Annotated in this window: 14 protein-coding genes; 5 read left to right on the top strand and 9 right to left on the bottom strand. The window is 58.6% G+C overall.

Annotated elements, in window-relative coordinates; all coding sequences use genetic code 11:
• Positions 1-10: 10 nt before the first annotated feature.
• The 5 genes from BLR72_RS05000 to BLR72_RS04980 all read right to left on the bottom strand — a co-directional run bounded on the left by BLR72_RS05000 (position 11) and on the right by BLR72_RS04980 (position 4,562).
• Positions 11-943: a DUF2950 domain-containing protein gene (locus tag BLR72_RS05000; protein ID WP_091945702.1), complete on the bottom strand. Its 933-nt coding sequence runs from the start codon at positions 941-943 to the stop codon at positions 11-13.
• Positions 944-986: 43 nt separating this feature from the next.
• The gene (locus BLR72_RS22385; RefSeq protein WP_175492271.1) at positions 987-2,477 is read right to left on the bottom strand and encodes a DUF3300 domain-containing protein; all 1,491 of its coding nucleotides are present in this window, start codon (positions 2,475-2,477) and stop codon (positions 987-989) included.
• Between the two features lie 72 nt (positions 2,478-2,549).
• Complete coding sequence (locus BLR72_RS04990) at positions 2,550-2,879, bottom strand: hypothetical protein (RefSeq protein WP_027231577.1); 330 nt, start codon at positions 2,877-2,879, stop codon at positions 2,550-2,552.
• Positions 2,880-2,901: 22 nt separating this feature from the next.
• A complete protein-coding gene (locus BLR72_RS04985) occupies positions 2,902-3,594 on the bottom strand; it encodes a L,D-transpeptidase (RefSeq protein WP_027231578.1) in 693 nt (230 codons plus the stop codon).
• On the bottom strand, positions 3,591-4,562 hold the full coding sequence (locus BLR72_RS04980; protein WP_244506619.1) for an ABC transporter substrate-binding protein: 972 nt from the start codon (positions 4,560-4,562) through the stop codon (positions 3,591-3,593). Before BLR72_RS04980 ends, BLR72_RS04985 begins: the two co-directional genes overlap by 4 nt.
• A gap of 221 nt (positions 4,563-4,783) precedes the next feature.
• Here BLR72_RS04980 and BLR72_RS04975 point away from each other — a divergent pair, with 221 nt between their 5' ends.
• The 3 genes from BLR72_RS04975 to BLR72_RS04965 all read left to right on the top strand — a co-directional run bounded on the left by BLR72_RS04975 (position 4,784) and on the right by BLR72_RS04965 (position 8,012).
• Positions 4,784-5,416: a response regulator gene (locus BLR72_RS04975; RefSeq protein ID WP_091946610.1), complete on the top strand. Its 633-nt coding sequence runs from the start codon at positions 4,784-4,786 to the stop codon at positions 5,414-5,416.
• A gap of 166 nt (positions 5,417-5,582) precedes the next feature.
• Positions 5,583-6,821, top strand: coding sequence for an alpha/beta hydrolase (locus BLR72_RS04970; protein ID WP_228018193.1), 1,239 nt, complete (start codon positions 5,583-5,585; stop codon positions 6,819-6,821).
• Between the two features lie 9 nt (positions 6,822-6,830).
• On the top strand, positions 6,831-8,012 hold the full coding sequence (locus BLR72_RS04965; protein ID WP_091945692.1) for a hypothetical protein: 1,182 nt from the start codon (positions 6,831-6,833) through the stop codon (positions 8,010-8,012).
• Here BLR72_RS04965 and BLR72_RS04960 read toward each other — a convergent pair.
• The 3 genes from BLR72_RS04960 to BLR72_RS04950 form a co-directional block, all read right to left on the bottom strand.
• On the bottom strand, positions 8,009-9,454 hold the full coding sequence (locus tag BLR72_RS04960; protein ID WP_091945689.1) for an MltF family protein: 1,446 nt from the start codon (positions 9,452-9,454) through the stop codon (positions 8,009-8,011). The genes BLR72_RS04965 and BLR72_RS04960 overlap by 4 nt on opposite strands.
• A 127-nt stretch (positions 9,455-9,581) precedes the next feature.
• Positions 9,582-11,321 (bottom strand): tetratricopeptide repeat protein, encoded by a 1,740-nt coding sequence (locus BLR72_RS04955; RefSeq protein WP_091945686.1) that lies wholly within the window; start codon positions 11,319-11,321, stop codon positions 9,582-9,584.
• A 151-nt stretch (positions 11,322-11,472) separates the two neighbouring features.
• The gene (locus BLR72_RS04950) at positions 11,473-11,700 is read right to left on the bottom strand and encodes a hypothetical protein (RefSeq protein ID WP_228019418.1); all 228 of its coding nucleotides are present in this window, start codon (positions 11,698-11,700) and stop codon (positions 11,473-11,475) included.
• A gap of 361 nt (positions 11,701-12,061) precedes the next feature.
• Between BLR72_RS04950 and BLR72_RS04945 the strand changes: the two genes are divergently transcribed.
• Positions 12,062-12,868 carry a hypothetical protein gene (locus tag BLR72_RS04945; protein WP_091946607.1) on the top strand — a complete coding sequence of 269 codons (807 nt, stop codon included), beginning with the start codon at positions 12,062-12,064 and terminating at the stop codon, positions 12,866-12,868.
• A gap of 6 nt (positions 12,869-12,874) precedes the next feature.
• Here the strand turns inward: BLR72_RS04945 and BLR72_RS04940 are convergent, their stop codons facing one another.
• Entirely contained in the window at positions 12,875-13,528 is a 654-nt protein-coding gene (locus BLR72_RS04940) for a hypothetical protein (RefSeq protein ID WP_091945683.1), read from the bottom strand.
• A 319-nt stretch (positions 13,529-13,847) separates the two neighbouring features.
• Between BLR72_RS04940 and BLR72_RS04935 the strand changes: the two genes are divergently transcribed.
• On the top strand, positions 13,848-15,509 hold the full coding sequence (locus BLR72_RS04935) for an arylsulfatase (protein WP_081815869.1): 1,662 nt from the start codon (positions 13,848-13,850) through the stop codon (positions 15,507-15,509).
• Positions 15,510-15,556: the final 47 nt, after the last annotated feature.

Raw genomic sequence — 15,556 nt, 5'->3', positions numbered from 1 at the left:
CGCAAAGCACTCAATCCTCGACCGGTTCCCATGACTTGTCAGGATTGAATGACCTTATCTCCTTTGCGCGCTTATCGGTAGCCGGGCCAAGGTCTTTTTCGTAGACGGTGCCATGATGGCTCACAACAAATGTCTTGACGCCCGTTTCGTCATAGACAGCCGGCCAGGCGATCAGCGCGTAACCTGCGATCATGTTGCCATTGATAACGAAATCATACTTGCCGCCGGCGATGTTATCGCCCTGTGACCTGAGTATTCTGTAGCGATAGCCGAAATACCCATGATCCGAGGCAGGAGCGCCCTCGATCTTGCTTGCTTCGCCGAAATTGCCGGCAGGGCTCTCCTCGCCGCCTGCCGATGGCCAATAAAGTCCATCCTGCTTGCCTTTGTCGCTAATGAGCTTTTGGGCAAATTCAAGCACGCCATCGCCATCGTGATCGCTTTGGGCGTAAAGCACCTGCGCGGCGACGTAATTGCGCATGGTCTTGATAGCTTCGAGTTCGTTTTCACCGATTCTCCGCGCCAGGACCTCTTCGAGGCCGGCAAGCGTATCAAACTGCCAACCGGCATCGTGCTTGACCAGCGGAAATGGGAAGGGCCAGTCGAGATTGCCAAGGATGACGGTCTTCGAGCCATCCTCGCGATCCTTGAGTTCGGCACGCTCCTTCGATGCCTTCTGGAGATCGCTCAGCCGATCGTCAAAATCATCGGATTTCTTCGCAGCCGCTGCGTTGAGGCCCAGAACCTTTGCCAAGGCATCCACGTCCTTTGCATCGAGGTCTTTCTTCAAGGCATCGAGCGCTTCGCCCGGTTCCTTGAACGTTTGCGGCTCAGCGCCGACGAAACGCTGCAAGGAGGGTTCCGCCGCAAATGACGGCGCAGAGGGGGCCGCCAGTGCAATGAAGGCGGAGGCAAGCAGTATTTTGAAAGTTGTCCTGTACATATCGAAATCCCTTCAAGGAATGCGCAATTGGTGTTGAGTGCGGTTAGCGATGGAAACGGCCACCGCCGCCGTGAAAACCACCACCGCCGCCGTGGAAACCACCGCCACCACCGTGGAAACCGCCGCCACCACCGCCTTGGAAGCGGCCACCACCGCCCTGGAAGCCACCGCCGCCGCCCTGGAAGCGCTGTCCGCCGCCACCGCCGCCGAGGCTCAGATTGCCACGTTGCGAGGCAGAACGCGCGTCGCGACCCGGTCCGTAATTGCCGAGGGCACTCGGCTGCCTTGGGCGATTGTCGACGCGGCCCGCGGCCTTCTGCGCATTGGCACGCACATTGCCCTTGTTCTGACCAATATTCCTGTTCCCGGCCTGATTTTGCAGCTTGCCTGCGAGATCACCGCCTCCAGCCTGATTCTGGAGCTTTCCAGCAAGATTGCCGCCGCCGGCCTGCCCCTGGAGCTTGCCAGCAAGGTTGCCGCCCTGCCCCTGCAGCTTGCCGGCGAGATTGCCGCCGCCCTGCTTCAGCTGATTCTGGACGTCGCGCCGCACATCAGAACTCTGCAGCCGCGATCCGACGCCGGCAAGGCCGCCGCCAGCGCCAAGATTCTGCAAGCCGCCGTTTTTGAGATCGAGACGGTTCGCATTGTTTTCGCGCAGATTGTTCGTGATCGAATCGCGATCGAAATTGAACTTGCTGTTGTCGAAATTGAGATTGTTGATGTTGTTTCTGTCGAAATGGAAATCGTCGCGGTTGAAGTTGTTGACGTTGATGTTGACGTCATTGCCTCCCCACGAATGCCAGTTATCCCAATCGACGGCCGCACCGAACGCGACCCCGGTCACGAAGCCGGCCCAATACGGCGCGTAAGGATAATAATAGGACGGATAGGGGTCGCCGTAGACAATGGGCGCGGCCGCGACATAGGTAGGGCTCGTCAGGATGACGGGATCATAGGTCGGAACGTAGGTCACTTCCTTCTTGGCCGGGCGGATGATCACATTGTCGTTCTTGGTTTCGACCACGACCTTGTCATTGGACTTGATCGTGCCATTTGCAACCGCCTTGTCACGCAAATCCTGGATGGCGACTAGCACGTCCTTCTGCTGATTGACTACGGCGGTTTCGAGCTGCTGCGTCCAATCAAGGTCGTCGCTCATCATCTTGAGGACCGTCGGATAGTTGAGAAGCGATACCACGCTTCCATCCCATGCAGTGTCCGGCTTTGCGTTCGGCTTGTTCTGTTCGATAAACCGCTCGGCCTGCACGATCTGCAGCGGGTTGAGGCTGGCCGACAATACCAATGCGACAAGATCGTCTGGATAGAGCGCGATCCGCGCAACGAGGATTTGCAGTTCGTCCGCCGTCATCAGTACCGGAGCTTCGGCGGCGGGCGTTGCAGGCGTTGCGGCGGGCGCCGCTGCCGGTGCAGGTGCGGCGGCGGTCTGGGCGAAGGTATAATTTAAATCAGGTCCGGAAAATAAAATGAATGCGACTGATGAAATGAGGGCAATCGTCTTGTAGTGCAATGGCATTCCGGCATCTCCTTGGTGGTTCGCTTTCGCGACAGGCAATTTCATTGCTTGCTTATGGTTACGTAAGAATACTCACATCTTTTCGAGCGACAGCACCTGCCCCGTCTGGTCGATCAGGCAGGTTGAGCGCTGACCCTTGGCCTCAAGTATGATCTGGTATTTCCCGCCGTCGAGCGCGCTCGAACTGACCGGCAGCACCGAAGCGTGATCGGCGCCGAACTTTTGCGTCGCGGCGTTGGCACAGGCGACCTGCAGGTCGGCTGGAGCAGTCTGCTGTGTATTTCTCGCCATGTTTTCTGGCGCAGGCGTATTCGATACGCATCCCCCGAGCGAGAAGGCGCCAGCGGCAAGCGCCATCCAGACAAGCGTTTTCGTGTATTCCCGATCAGACTTCCAAAGCATCGTGTCCCCCTGCTCCAGTTGCTTAAACACCTTTGTAAAGTGAAGCGCCCTGCATGAGCACGATCACCTTGGCGCCGACCTGTATCTGTGAGGCAAGATCGACGATATCGTCATTGTTCATCCTGATGCAGCCCGACGAGACGTTAAGTCCGATCGACCAGGGTTCAGGCGTGCCGTGGATGCGGTAGATGGTGTCCTGGTCGCCATCATAGAGATAGAGCGCCCTTGCGCCGAGCGGATTGTCGGGCCCGCCGGGCATGCCGCCGGCAAACTTGACGGCGTTCGGATCGCGCGCCACCATTTCTGCGGGCGGAGTCCAGGTCGGCCACTCGGCAATGCGGCCGACGCGGACGATGCCCGCCCAACCAAACCCGTCACGGCCGACACCGATACCGTAGCGAACAGCCTGACCGCCGCCTTTGACCAGATAAAGGAAATGCTGGTTGCCATCGATGATGATCGTTCCAGGCTTTTCGGCCGTGCGGAACGTGACCATCTGCCGTCGGAACGCTTCCGGCACCTGGCCATTGGCGGCGTAGTATTTGCGCGCCTTGCGGCTGTCGTAGGGTATCCAGGTACGCGTCTTCACATCGTAAATCTGCGTCTTCGGAACTTGCGCGAAACCAAGTCCGAACGGAGCGACCAGAACCAGGCTTGCCACCGCCACCCCGGCAACGAGCTTCGCCCTCAAAGGATTACGCAGGTGCATGGTCATTGCCCTCCCCCCTTTACCCACTTCGCGATACGATCCGGGTTCTTTTCCACCCAGGCCTCGGCGTAGTCTTCCGGTGTCTGGCGGTCGACTTCCACCGCATAGCTCATGTCGGTGATTTCCTCGGGCGTGAAATCGATGCTTTCGAGGAACTTGGTCACCTCGGGCTTGCGCGTCGCCAACGCCTTGGCATAAGCGATGTGAAAATGCGCCTTGTCCCATGCGACGGGCGCGTTCGATTTGGCGAGCCAGTCGGGATCGTCGGCGGGAAGGACGACGTGCCACTTGGCCGGGTCGAAGGCCGGCTCGTCGAGCTTGACGATATCATGCAGCTTGAAGACGACGTGCGGGCTGTAGCAGGCGAAGACCACGGGCTTGTCCGCAGCCTCGGCCGCATCCACAGACGCCATGCCCATGTCCTCGGGCATTTGCAGAAGCTGCAGGTCCTTGTCGTAACCATAGCTTTTGGCGCGGATTTGCTCGATGGCCGTCGACGACCAGGTTTCGGCGCCGACCCACATCTCGCCCTTGCCATCGCCGTCAGTATCGAGCGCGGCGGTCTTCTTGGCGTCCAAGAGATCGGTCACCGAGTGAATTCCGGTCTTTTCGACCGTCTGCTTGGTCGTGCAGATGCCCTGCCACGCATCGACGCCGGTATCGGCGAGTTGAACCTTGTCGGCATATTTGGTGACGAGAGAATTGAGGTTCGGCAGCCATACTTCGGGATGCACGTCGACCTCGCCCGACGCAAGGCCGGCAAAGGCGATCATCGTACCCATCTCGCGAACCTCGACGTCGAGGCTCAGTTCCTTTTTCAGGGCGCTCTTTATGATGTTGGCCGTCACCTGGCCCGAAGGCCAGTTCGGCATGGCGACTACAAGATCAGCGGCCGCGGCCAGCCCGGACTGCGCCATTGCCAGCAGCAACGTCAACGCTGCGGTCTGTCCCAGCCGTGCCATCCTCATTCGCATCGGCGGTCTCCCCAAGCCACGCTCATCCACAGATTGTAAATGGCTCCCGAACGATCGTTGACTCATGTGCAGCGCTCCCGCTGTTTTCGTTGCGCGCATTAGCCAACATCGCGCCCGTTACCGGAAGTACGTAACAGTTAATTTTTGCCGCATCGTCGTTTCCAGTGTAGGGGTAAACCGTGCCGGCGAGATGATCGTGGCAGATGAATACGAGGATTGGCATGACACGAATTCTGATCGCGGACGACCATGAGATCGTCAGACAGGGCGTCCGCGCGATCCTGTCGAAGCGCGATCGCTGGGAGGTCGTGGCGGAAGCCGGCGACGGTCGCGACGCCGTGGAACAGGCGCGCCTCAGTGAGCCTGACATCGCCATCCTCGACTATGCCCTGCCTTTCATCAACGGCGTGGAAGCGGCGCGCCAGATCAGGCTGCACAGTCCCAAAACCGAAGTCCTCATCTTCACCCAGCATGACAACGAAGCGTTGCTGCGCAGCATCCTGGAGGCCGGCGTTCGCGGCTACCTTCTGAAATCGGATGCAACGCTTTATCTCGTACAGGCCGTCGAGGCCCTGGAACATCGCCAGCCGTTTTTCACCAAAACGGTCTCCGACATGCTGGTCTCGTCCTATCTGGCCAAGGCGGACGCTTCACCGAGTATCCTGACGTCGCGCGAAACCGCTGTGGTAAAGCTCATCGCCGAGGGGCACAGCAACAAGGAGACGGCAGCCATCCTCGGTCTCAGTGAAAAGACGGTGGAAAGCCATAGGGCGGCCTCGATGCGCAAACTCGATGCGAAGTCGACCGCCTCGCTGGTTCGCTACGCGATTCGCAATCGGCTGATCGAAGCTTGACCGGATGGCCGTCGCATGAGCTTTAACAAACTGACATTTTCGTCCACTACTAGCTCAAGCCAGCATGTACACAGTGTCGTCGTTCGGCGCGTATCGTTTTGTTTAGTTCGGAGCAATCCGCCTGTTTGAAAGCCTGACCATGGTTCGTCAATATTCGAAAGCACGCATGTTCCTGTCCGTCCGCACATTTTCCCCTGCCATTATTGTCCTTGGTTTGGCCCTTGCCGGATGCGCAGGGCACCCCAAAGGCGTGATGGCGCCGGTCATGACCACCGGTGCGACCGGTGGCTCGTCTGTCGACATGCTGGTCGTGACAAGCCGTGTGCCCTCGGACGATCCGGCAACGCTCTTTACCGGCGAGCGTAGTCCAAAACCCTACCTCACCGATATTACAGTCTCGATCCCATCCGACAAGATTCGCAAGCCCGGTACCGTACAGTGGCCGAAGCGGCTACCGCCCAATCCGAAGACCGACTTCGCGGTTACCCACGTGAAGGAATTGAATTCGGTTGCCGAAGGACGCGCCTGGTTCCGCAAACATGTCGTCGGCGGCCATGCGCTGGTCTTCGTGCACGGGTTCAACAATCGCTACGAGGACTCCGTCTTCCGCTTTGCCCAGATCGTCCACGACTCCGGCGCACAGGTGACGCCGATCCTCTTCACCTGGCCTTCGCGCGCCAGCGTCTTCGACTACAATTACGACAAGGAAAGCACGAACTATTCGCGCGTTGCCTTCGAGCAAACCTTGCGCACTCTCGCCAACGATCCCGAAGTCAAGGATATCACGGTCATGGCCCACTCTATGGGCACCTGGCTTGCCATGGAGTCGCTGCGCCAAATGGCAATTCGCGACGGACGCGTAGCGCCGAAGATTGACAATGTAATCCTCGCCTCGCCGGATATCGATGTCGATGTGTTCGCGCGGCAATTCACCGAGATGGGAGAGAAGCGCCCGAAGTTCACGATTTTCGTTTCGCAGGACGACCGCGCTCTCGCCGCGTCGCGTTTCATCTCCGGCGATGTGCAGCGGCTTGGAGCCATCAATCCGGCGGAGGAGCCCTACCGCTCCAAGCTGGAACACGCAGGCATCACGGTTATCGACCTCACCAAGGTGAAAGCCGGCGACAGCCTAAACCACGGTAAGTTCGCCGAGAGCCCGCAAGTGGTCCAGCTTATCGGCCAGCGCCTCGTGACCGGACAGACGCTGACGGACTCCAACGTCTCGCTTGGACAGGGCATCACAGCAGTCGTTGCCGGCTCGGTCAGCACCGTCGGCAATATCGCAGCGAAAACCGTGGCGGCGCCGCTGACCGTGATTGAAGAGCCAAAGCGCATGCCGAAGAAGAGCGACGAACTGGGTTCGACCTTGGGCAGCCCGACACCATCGAAGGAACTGAGCTACTAGGGTGATGCGATGACCGACGATCACAAGGACGGCCAGCAGTTCCTCATTGCGCGTGGAGGGCCGTTCTATGATCTGCAGCTGCAAGCGAAACTCGTCCGTCGCCAAGACCTTAAGCCCGCACTGCGTGCCGCCCTCTTCGTGGCGCTCAGCTGGGGTGTGCCACTGCTCTTGAGCTTGCTCGCGGGCACTGCTTTCGGGCCGCTTGCCGAGCGGCCTTTTCTGCTTGACCCCGGACCTTGGGCCCGCTTTTGCGTTGCCATCGGCCTGCTGGTGCTTGCCGAGACCCAGATCGAAAATAATCTTCGGCAAGGTGTGCGGAACTTCTTTTCGGGCCCATTGCTTCCCGAGGCATCCAGAGCCGCGGCCAGCGCTGCCGTTGCCAAGGCGCTTCGGCGGAGGAATGCGCCGGCCGGTGACCTGGTCAGCCTCTTTCTGGCGATCGTCTCCTCCTTCCTTCTCTACCACAACATGCAGGACCAGCCACTCGCCGCCTGGGCGGCGACCGCTGGGCCGGAAGGTCCGACACCTAGCCTCGCTGCCTGGTGGGCGGTTGCCGTCAGCAACACGCTATTCTGGTTCCTCGCTGCCCGCGCATTCTGGCGCCATATCATCTGGTCGATGCTGCTTGCTGATCTTTCGAAGCTGGAAACGCGACTTGTCGCAACGCACCCGGACGGGCACGCCGGCCTCGGTTTCGTCGGCCAATACCCCAACGCCTATGTGCTCTTTACGGTGGCCGTCAGTTGTGTGATCGCAGCATCGGTGACCCACGAGGTGCTGCATGGCAGCTTTACCGTTACTGCAATCGCGCAGGTCATGGGGCTGTGGCTGGCCCTCATTTTTGCCTATTTCGGCATACCGCTCGCCGGCTTCATATCGCTTCTCGCCAACTTCAAGAAGCGCGCGCTGCGTGCGGCGAGCGAACGCGGGACGGACTTCCAGCGGCAGGTCGAGCGCAAGACGTTCGGCAAGAATCTCGTGGCCGATGATGGCAAGGCTATGGCCGACGATGAACTCGGCGATCCCGGCAAATTCTACGACGCCGCCAAGAAGCTATCACCCATGCTGGTGACCCGCTCCACCCTGGTACCGGTGTCCGCGGCCGCCCTGCTTCCATTCGTGGCCGTCGCGATAACGCAGCTGCCGATCAAGGAACTCGTACCGGTATTGAAGCGTCTGCTGCTTCTCTAGCCGCCTTTGGCTCCGGCATTGACCGCGTCGGCATGCTCGCCGAGGCGCTCGACGAGCATCGAATAGGCAACGTAATATTTGAAGATGTTGCTGACGTACTGCACCGTCTCCCGCCCTATGATATCGGCCGCCGAATTCTCTACATTGCCGAACCAGATGTTCGGATCGAGACCCATCTGCGTGGCCCTTTTCCGGAACTTGTTGAGGTTGCCCGGGCCGGCATTATAGGCGGCAAATGCCATCAATTGGCGGTCGCGTTCCTTCATGTCCGGCTCGTTGAGATAGGTGTCGATAAGATAGCGCAAATATTTCGACCCGGCTTCGACGTTGCGGTCCTGGTCCTTGTCGATGCCGTTTATGCCGACCGCCTTGTCTCGCGCGGTGGCGGGCAGCAGTTGCATGATTCCGACGGCGCCCCTCGGGCTGCGTTTCGCCTGATCGAGTTTTGATTCCTGATAACCCTGCGCCATCAGCATCAGATAATCGAAGGAATAGGTCTTGCCGTGCTTGCGGAATATCTCGACAAGCTGCTTGAACTTTTCCACGTCTTCGCCCGAATAGGCGCGCTGCAGGATCTTGTCGCTCTTGAAATATTTGCTGCGCAACATGTTACCGAACGCAGTACCTACCCGGTGGGCGGCGACGAAAGTGTCGAGTTCCTTCTTGAGTTGCGGGCTGTTTTTGCGGATCGCCCAAGCGATCTCGCCGTCCTTGGCGACTGCAATATCCTCATGCACCTTGATGTCGGTGAAAATCGTCGCCCAGATATCCGCCTTGTACTTGTCGACGACCGTGTACTGCAAAATGCCGGCATTGACCATTTCGAGGATGTCTTCGTCCTCCAGATTGTCGTCCATGATCCTGAGCTTGATCGGCTCCTTGCCGCGCGACTTAAGGTCCTCGTTTACCTTCAAAAGATGCTCGTAATAGCTGCTCGTTTCCCGCACTGCGAGTTCCTTGCCGGAGAGACCGTCAAGGTTGATTACCTCTTCGGAGGCCGGCCCTGTTACCAGCACCTCGCTTGCCTTGTCATAGATAGGGATGGTGAAATCGACCTGCTTCAGGCGGTCTGGCGTGATCGTCAGGTTGGCCATGATAATGTCACCAAGCCCTTCGTTCAACGCCGGTATCAGCCGGTCGCGTCCCATCGGGATAAAGGCAACGTGGATGCGATCGACTTCGCGCTTCTTGCCGATATTGAGGGCTGTCTCAAGCTCCAGCCCGAAGTCCACGGCTGTGCCAAGTTCTCGGCCCTTGTCCAGGAAAAAGATCGTTTTGCTGTAAGGAACGAGGACGCGGACCAGACGCCGCTGCTTCATTCCGTCAAGATCGTCCAGATGGGGCTGGACGAGGGATTTTGTTTCCGCCAGCGCCAGGCCTGCAGGCACGCACAAGAGTGCCAGCGCGAGCGCGACAGCACCGACGAACCACCTCTTATTCATTTGTTTTGGGCCTCCCCGCCCAGCAGCGCCGTGTCGTTATGGTTTCCCAGGTTCTATCCCGGATGAGCAACGGCAGTGCGCTGGTGAGATTTCACCGACACCACCACTCCCTGCAAGTACGTAACTGTTAATTGGTTGCAGGAAGCGGCTGGGCCAACGGAAGACCGGCCTTGGCCAGCCCGGCCTCGAGCCCATCGATCATGGCCGGAGCATAGCGGCGCGCAATCATGTCGGCGCGGAACGTCGTCCAGAAGCGGTCGCGATAGCGGGTCACACGGTCCATGGTTTCCCGGACGCCCGAGGCATCACCCAATTGGCCGAAGGCTGCAAGTTCAAGCACATCGGCCAGATAGTTCCCCGAATGACCCATCTGCTGAACCTTAAGCACCGCCTTGGTGAAATCGCCCTTGCGATAGGCATCAAGCGCAAGGATCAACTCGGCATCATCCTGCGTGCCGTTGATCTGTTCTGCCCTGGAGGCGAGGTTTGCGCCCTCCGTCCAATTGCCGTTGGCGAAGAACATCGCGCCAAGCTTGGCTGGAATGAAGCTATTGTTGGGATTGAGCGCCATCGCCCGATAGCCAGCAACGAAAGCTGCTTCACTCTGTCCGTTGTGATAGAGCGCCAGCATTTGCGCATAGCCGGCGCGGTCCGACATCGGCGCCAATGCAACGGCTTTATTGGCCAGAAGCAGCGCCTGCGCTGCAGTGCCGTTGACGACTTCCGGCGCCGCGGACTCGATCATGGTGACCGCCATGGCGGCGTTGGCATCGGGATTGTTCGGCATGGCTTGCAAAGTGGCGGCGAGACAGTCGCGAACGGCGTCCAGTTCGGCGGCATCTTGCCGCTCGAGCGCCACCCCGGTTCTGAGGATGCAGCCATTGCCGAGACTGGGCGATGCGAGTTCTCGCGTATACTCGATATTGTTGATGACGCCTTGCGGGCCGGCGAAGCGGGTGGCGAGATCGGTGACAAGCTCGCGGCGAACCTCCGTGTCTGGCCGGTCGTCCGGGTTCGCACGCTCGACCCCCGACCGCAGGGCTTCGCCGCTCACCGGATCGACGACCTGCCACCAGACTGCGCGACCATTTATGTCCGGATGGTACTTTAGGACGACATGGTAGGGATTCGCAGCACGCCGGGCGCTACGGAACCAGCTAAGCGCTGGAACCGTCGCCTTTACCGGGGAAGGCATTTCTGCCGCCGCCAGCGTCAAAGTCTGAAATTGCGAAAGCGCCGTCATCAGATAGTCGCGGATGAGGCCGGCTTCAGCATCGGTGCCATCGCCTGCCAGCTTCATCTCGACAGCAACGACCGGCTTGTCGGAAAATACACGGCGGTTGGCCGCAACTGCCACGAGAGAAATCGCTGTGATACACACGACGCCTGCTGCAACGGCAAGATGCCGCTTGGTAATGAAGCTATGGGAAGGCTGCGCCGGGGGCAAGACGGGCTGTTCTTCCGCCTCCTCGCATTCTTCCACGACCTCCGCTTGCGGCGGCGCCTTGGTGAATACGGGTATGTAGCGGCCGCGCGGCAGTTCGATGCGTACGCTGCCTTCCTCGGCCCGGCTCTCATAATATTGCGCCAGGGAGGCCCGAAGCCGGGTTGCTTCGATGCGGACGATGGGATCGGTCGTCGGGTCGAAACTCGAGGGCCGGCCAAAGACGTCGACGGCAATTGTATAGGCTTTTACCGAGGCTGCCCGGCCCTCGAACATCTCCTGGGCGACGAACCTCAGGAAATTCCGGTTACGTTCGGTCGAATGGAATTGTGGGTCCGAAAGGAGCCTGTCGAGCTCCGCCCGCGCCTCTTCTTCGGAGATCCTCTCCGAGTCTGGCATGTCGACATTGAAGTCAACTTCCATGTTCGCGCCCCACCCCCAGTTTCACTGGATAGTAGAATTGAACGGAACGCTACGCAACGCCATACGGGAAATCCCCCAGGTTGCGATGGAATTGTCCTGACGCAAGACCAGGTTGAGGAGATCAGCGATCGATAGTGGGGGAGGCTCTACCTCAGTAGCTTCTGCCGCGCGTGGCGATGCAGATGTCGATGACTTCACTCTCGATGTCAGCGCAGAGCATTTCATATTCAGCAATCAGCTTGAGATCTTTCGAGCCGTTGCGGCGCAAGCGATCAAGCGTGGAGCTGGCCTCGTCGAAGGCATCGCACAAGCTTTGCAATGTCGTATTCCGCGCACTGAGAACCTGCAGCTGCCCACGCATCGCAGGCAGCCTGAGCATCAATTTCCACAGTCCCCTTTGGGCAGACGCGGTCGACATCGCTTCAATTGCATCCCCTGCTCGTTGTTCCGTCGAGCTCCGGTCGGGCCGCAATCAGCAATTATATCCCCAGGCCCCGCTCGGTCATTGATCATAGAATGATGTCTCGCCTTATGGGAGTACGTAACGGTTAACAGGGGGTCCGTTGCCGCAAATCCGCGAGCCCAAAAAACGAAATGTTTTGCCTTGGATGAATTTGGATTGCCCCCTTTTTGGTCGTTCTACCCCGGCATGGGCGGGAGGCCGTAAACGTTACAGTTACGAACTTGTCATGGAGGATGGAATCTGGCTGACCTTGGCTTTCAATTAAGGGATGAAGTTCATGAGATATTTAAGTTATTCGTTAGATGTATTGATTGTGGCCGGCAGCGCGATTTCGTTGGGTACGCAAGCCGCATCAGCACAGGAACACGCAGATGTAAATGCTGCAAACAACCCGCTTACGCCCAAGATCACGCTGAATTTTCATGACTACTACGTTCCCGAACTGAGCGGACTGCCGGGCGACCGCTACGCTAACCAGTTCCTGCTGCGTGGTCTCGTGCCTTCGGACCTTTTCGGCGCACCGCAATTGATCCGCTTTACCCTGCCAGTCGCGACCGCACCGGAATTTCCGACAGGATATACGACGGGCCTGGGCGACCTGACGCTGATGGACATTTTCCTCGTGCCCGGCAAGGAGATTTCATTCGGCGCCGGCCCGCTCGTCGTCCTCCCGACTGCGACGGACGATGCCCTTGGCGCCGGCAAATGGCAGGCGGGCGCCGCCGGCGTTGTGGTCGCACCGCAAAGCTGGGGCCTGCTCGGCGGTCTCGTCACCTACCAGACGTCATTTGCCGGCGAAAGCGACCGGGATGATGTTTCACTCGCAACGTTCCAGCCTATCGTCAATTTCAATTTGAGCAAGGGTTTCTATCTCAGGTCATCCGCCATCTGGAACTTCGACCTGGAGAGCGGAAACTACTCGGTTCCGGTCGGTTTTGGCGTCGGCAAGGTGTTTCAGGTCAACGACAAGGTGACGATGAACGCCTTCGTCGAGCCGCAATACACCGTCTTCGATCACGGCCGCGGCAACCCCGAGTGGCAGGTTTTCGTCGGCGTCAACTTTCAGTTTGCGCTCGGCAAATAGACGAGATCATTTGGCCGTAACCTGACTGAACGACATGCCGTCGATCTTGCCTTCGTCGAGCCGATAGACGAGGGCTTGCAGGGTCGTCACGCCATTGCTGTTTGGGCCCTGTTCATTCGAGTAACGGATAATCCCGTCATGAATGCTCATGCCGAAAGCCTGTTGCAGATCCGTCTCGTCATCCTTCAAGCCTGGTACGGGCAACATCCACGCCGTCAAGGTTTCAGGACCTTGGGAGCAGCCTGACCGCGCAGTTTCGCTCTCCTCAGCCGATACCATCGTCAGGAGCCGTTTCGAACCCGCTGCTTCACCATTGGAAATAAACCAGAGATTCGACGCATGGCCATCGAGCGCAACCTGGTAGCAGAGCCAGCTGACACCATTGGCGCCCGAACCGCGCGTCCTGATCTCGCCGCCAAACGCCTTCTGGATTGCATCGAGCGTCGTTGCTCCGAACGAAATGTCGAGCATGTCCGCCTTGAGCATATTGTTGAAGGGCTTGGGCATTTGATAGGACGTTGATTTGGCTGTGCCACCCGACAGGATCAGCGATGGAAAGCCCGAAAGCCGTACGTCGTCAGCCTTCGCCTGCAATGCCCATATCAAGGGACCGGTGGCGAAGATCATTGCACATAGGGTCTTCACGGTGACCGCCTTCATTCACGTCTCCTGCTGAGTTTTCGCGTCTAACGTGCAGACATCATGAGCGCATCTCATCCGAAGACAAAGTACTTAACTGTTACAGAACGCTCTGCGACAGGCAGATAAAATTTCGTCCCGTTCCCGTTAAAATCAAGCATTGCGTTACAGTTACGTACTTCCTTCGGAAGCCGAAGCCCGAAAGCATGCAGGTCGTCCAAAAGCCCAATCCAGGGCAGAAACACGCGCAGCGGTTGCAGGGGCCTGATAATCCCTGGGCCCAGACACGAGAGTACAATGCTTCAGCACGAAATTTGCCCCCGTCTCCAGGAGGATCCTGATGTCAGTTGAATGGAAGATTGATTTAAGCAGGCTTTGGCAAGCTTGCGTTCCGAGCGGAGCCAAGGCGAGAACCTCCCTGCTCGCTGGCGCGGCCATAGCGACAGGGATTGCTTTTGCGCAATGGCCCGGAGTTCAGGCCGCGCAGGCGCAGGACGCTCCCAAACCCAACATCCTGGTCATTTTCGGCGACGATATCGGCCAGACGAATATCAGCGCCTATACCCGCGGCCTCGTCGGTTACCAGACACCGAATATTGACCGCATCGCCAAGGAAGGCATGATGTTCACGGATTATTATGCCGAGAACAGCTGTACCGCCGGTCGCTCTTCGTTCATCACCGGCCAGACGCCATTGCGCACCGGTCTTTCCAAGGTGGGCGCGCCCGGAGCACCGGTCGGGCTCCAGGACCGCGACATAACAATCGCCCAGGCCCTTAAGCCGCTTGGCTACAACACCGCCCAATTCGGCAAGAACCACCTTGGCGACAAAGATGAATATCTGCCCGTAAAGCACGGTTTTGACGAGTTTTTCGGCAATCTCTATCACCTCAATGCGGAGGAAGAGCCGGAACGACCCTATTGGCCAAAGGACCCCAATGATCCCTTTGTTAAGAATTTCTCGCCGCGCGGCGTCATCAAGGCGACGGCCGATGGCAAGATCGAGGATTCCGGTCCGTTGACGACGAAGCGGATGGAAACGATCGACGACGAGACCACGGGTGCCGCGATCGACTATATCAAGCAGCACAGCAAGGGCGACAAGCCATTCTTCGTCTGGATGAACACAACCCGCATGCACGTATTTACTCATGTGCGGGAAGAGTATCGCGGCAAGAGCGGCATGCCGGGCAATGAATATGCCGACGGCATGTGGGAACACGATCAGGACGTCGGCAAACTTCTGAAGACACTCGACGACGAAGGCATCGCCAACAACACGATCGTCGTCTACACGACCGACAACGGGCCCAACATGTTCTCATGGCCGGATGCGGCGATGACGCCGTTCCGCAGCGAAAAGGATTCCAACTGGGAGGGTGCATTCCGCGTCCCGGCGATGATCCGTTGGCCAGGCAAGATCAAACCCGATACCGTCAGCAACGACATGTTCTCGGGCCTCGACTGGTTTCCGACCCTGCTCGCCGCTGCTGGCGACACGGATATCAAGGACCGGCTACTGAAGGGTACCGATATCGGCGGCAAGAACTTCAAGGTGCATCTCGACGGCTACAATCAGCTGCCCTATCTCGAAGGTCAGCAGCCAAAGAGTGCGCGCAACGAGTTCTACTATTTCGACGACGACGGTAAACTCGTCGCCATGCGTTGGGACAACTGGAAAGCAGTGTTCTGCGAGCAGCGCGCGCCAGGCAACCTCAACATCTGGCAGGAGCCCTTTACCTGCCTGCGTCTTCCCAAGATCTTCAACCTGCGCATGGACCCCTATGAGCGCGCCGACATCACTTCGGACCAGTACAATGACTGGCTGGCGAAGAACGCGTATCTGACGGGTATAGCCACGTTGAAAGCTTCGGAGTTCCTTCAAACCTTCGTCGATTATCCGCCGAGCCAGAAGCCGGCAAGCTTCAGTGTCGACCAGGTGGAGGAAGCCGTTCACAAGAAGATCGACGAGGAACTGGCAAAGCAGAACAAGGCGCAATAACGCCCGTTTGATTTCGATAACCGGCTGGCGCCCAGAAGATGCGCCAG

It is taken from the genome of Phyllobacterium sp. YR620 (genome assembly GCF_900104165.1).
In the GTDB taxonomy this organism is placed as follows: domain Bacteria; phylum Pseudomonadota; class Alphaproteobacteria; order Rhizobiales; family Rhizobiaceae; genus Phyllobacterium; species Phyllobacterium pellucidum.
Note: the sequence above shows the minus strand (reverse complement) of the source record. Positions and strands in the feature narration are given on the sequence as shown.

What these genes read in the sequence shown, in the direction of transcription:
- BLR72_RS04960 (WP_091945689.1), bottom strand. Translation starts at nt 9,454, where the DNA reads ATGAATAAGAGGTGGTTCGTCGGTGCTGTCGCGCTCGCGCTGGCACTC.
- BLR72_RS04970 (WP_228018193.1), top strand. Translation starts at nt 5,583, where the DNA reads ATGTTCCTGTCCGTCCGCACATTTTCCCCTGCCATTATTGTCCTTGGT.
- BLR72_RS04980 (WP_244506619.1), bottom strand. Translation starts at nt 4,562, where the DNA reads ATGCGAATGAGGATGGCACGGCTGGGACAGACCGCAGCGTTGACGTTG.
- BLR72_RS04945 (WP_091946607.1), top strand. Translation starts at nt 12,062, where the DNA reads ATGAGATATTTAAGTTATTCGTTAGATGTATTGATTGTGGCCGGCAGC.
- BLR72_RS04950 (WP_228019418.1), bottom strand. Translation starts at nt 11,700, where the DNA reads ATGCTCAGGCTGCCTGCGATGCGTGGGCAGCTGCAGGTTCTCAGTGCG.
- BLR72_RS04940 (WP_091945683.1), bottom strand. Translation starts at nt 13,528, where the DNA reads ATGAAGGCGGTCACCGTGAAGACCCTATGTGCAATGATCTTCGCCACC.
- BLR72_RS04990 (WP_027231577.1), bottom strand. Translation starts at nt 2,879, where the DNA reads ATGCTTTGGAAGTCTGATCGGGAATACACGAAAACGCTTGTCTGGATG.
- BLR72_RS04985 (WP_027231578.1), bottom strand. Translation starts at nt 3,594, where the DNA reads ATGACCATGCACCTGCGTAATCCTTTGAGGGCGAAGCTCGTTGCCGGG.
- BLR72_RS04935 (WP_081815869.1), top strand. Translation starts at nt 13,848, where the DNA reads ATGTCAGTTGAATGGAAGATTGATTTAAGCAGGCTTTGGCAAGCTTGC.
- BLR72_RS04965 (WP_091945692.1), top strand. Translation starts at nt 6,831, where the DNA reads ATGACCGACGATCACAAGGACGGCCAGCAGTTCCTCATTGCGCGTGGA.
- BLR72_RS05000 (WP_091945702.1), bottom strand. Translation starts at nt 943, where the DNA reads ATGTACAGGACAACTTTCAAAATACTGCTTGCCTCCGCCTTCATTGCA.
- BLR72_RS04975 (WP_091946610.1), top strand. Translation starts at nt 4,784, where the DNA reads ATGACACGAATTCTGATCGCGGACGACCATGAGATCGTCAGACAGGGC.
- BLR72_RS04955 (WP_091945686.1), bottom strand. Translation starts at nt 11,321, where the DNA reads ATGGAAGTTGACTTCAATGTCGACATGCCAGACTCGGAGAGGATCTCC.
- BLR72_RS22385 (WP_175492271.1), bottom strand. Translation starts at nt 2,477, where the DNA reads ATGCCATTGCACTACAAGACGATTGCCCTCATTTCATCAGTCGCATTC.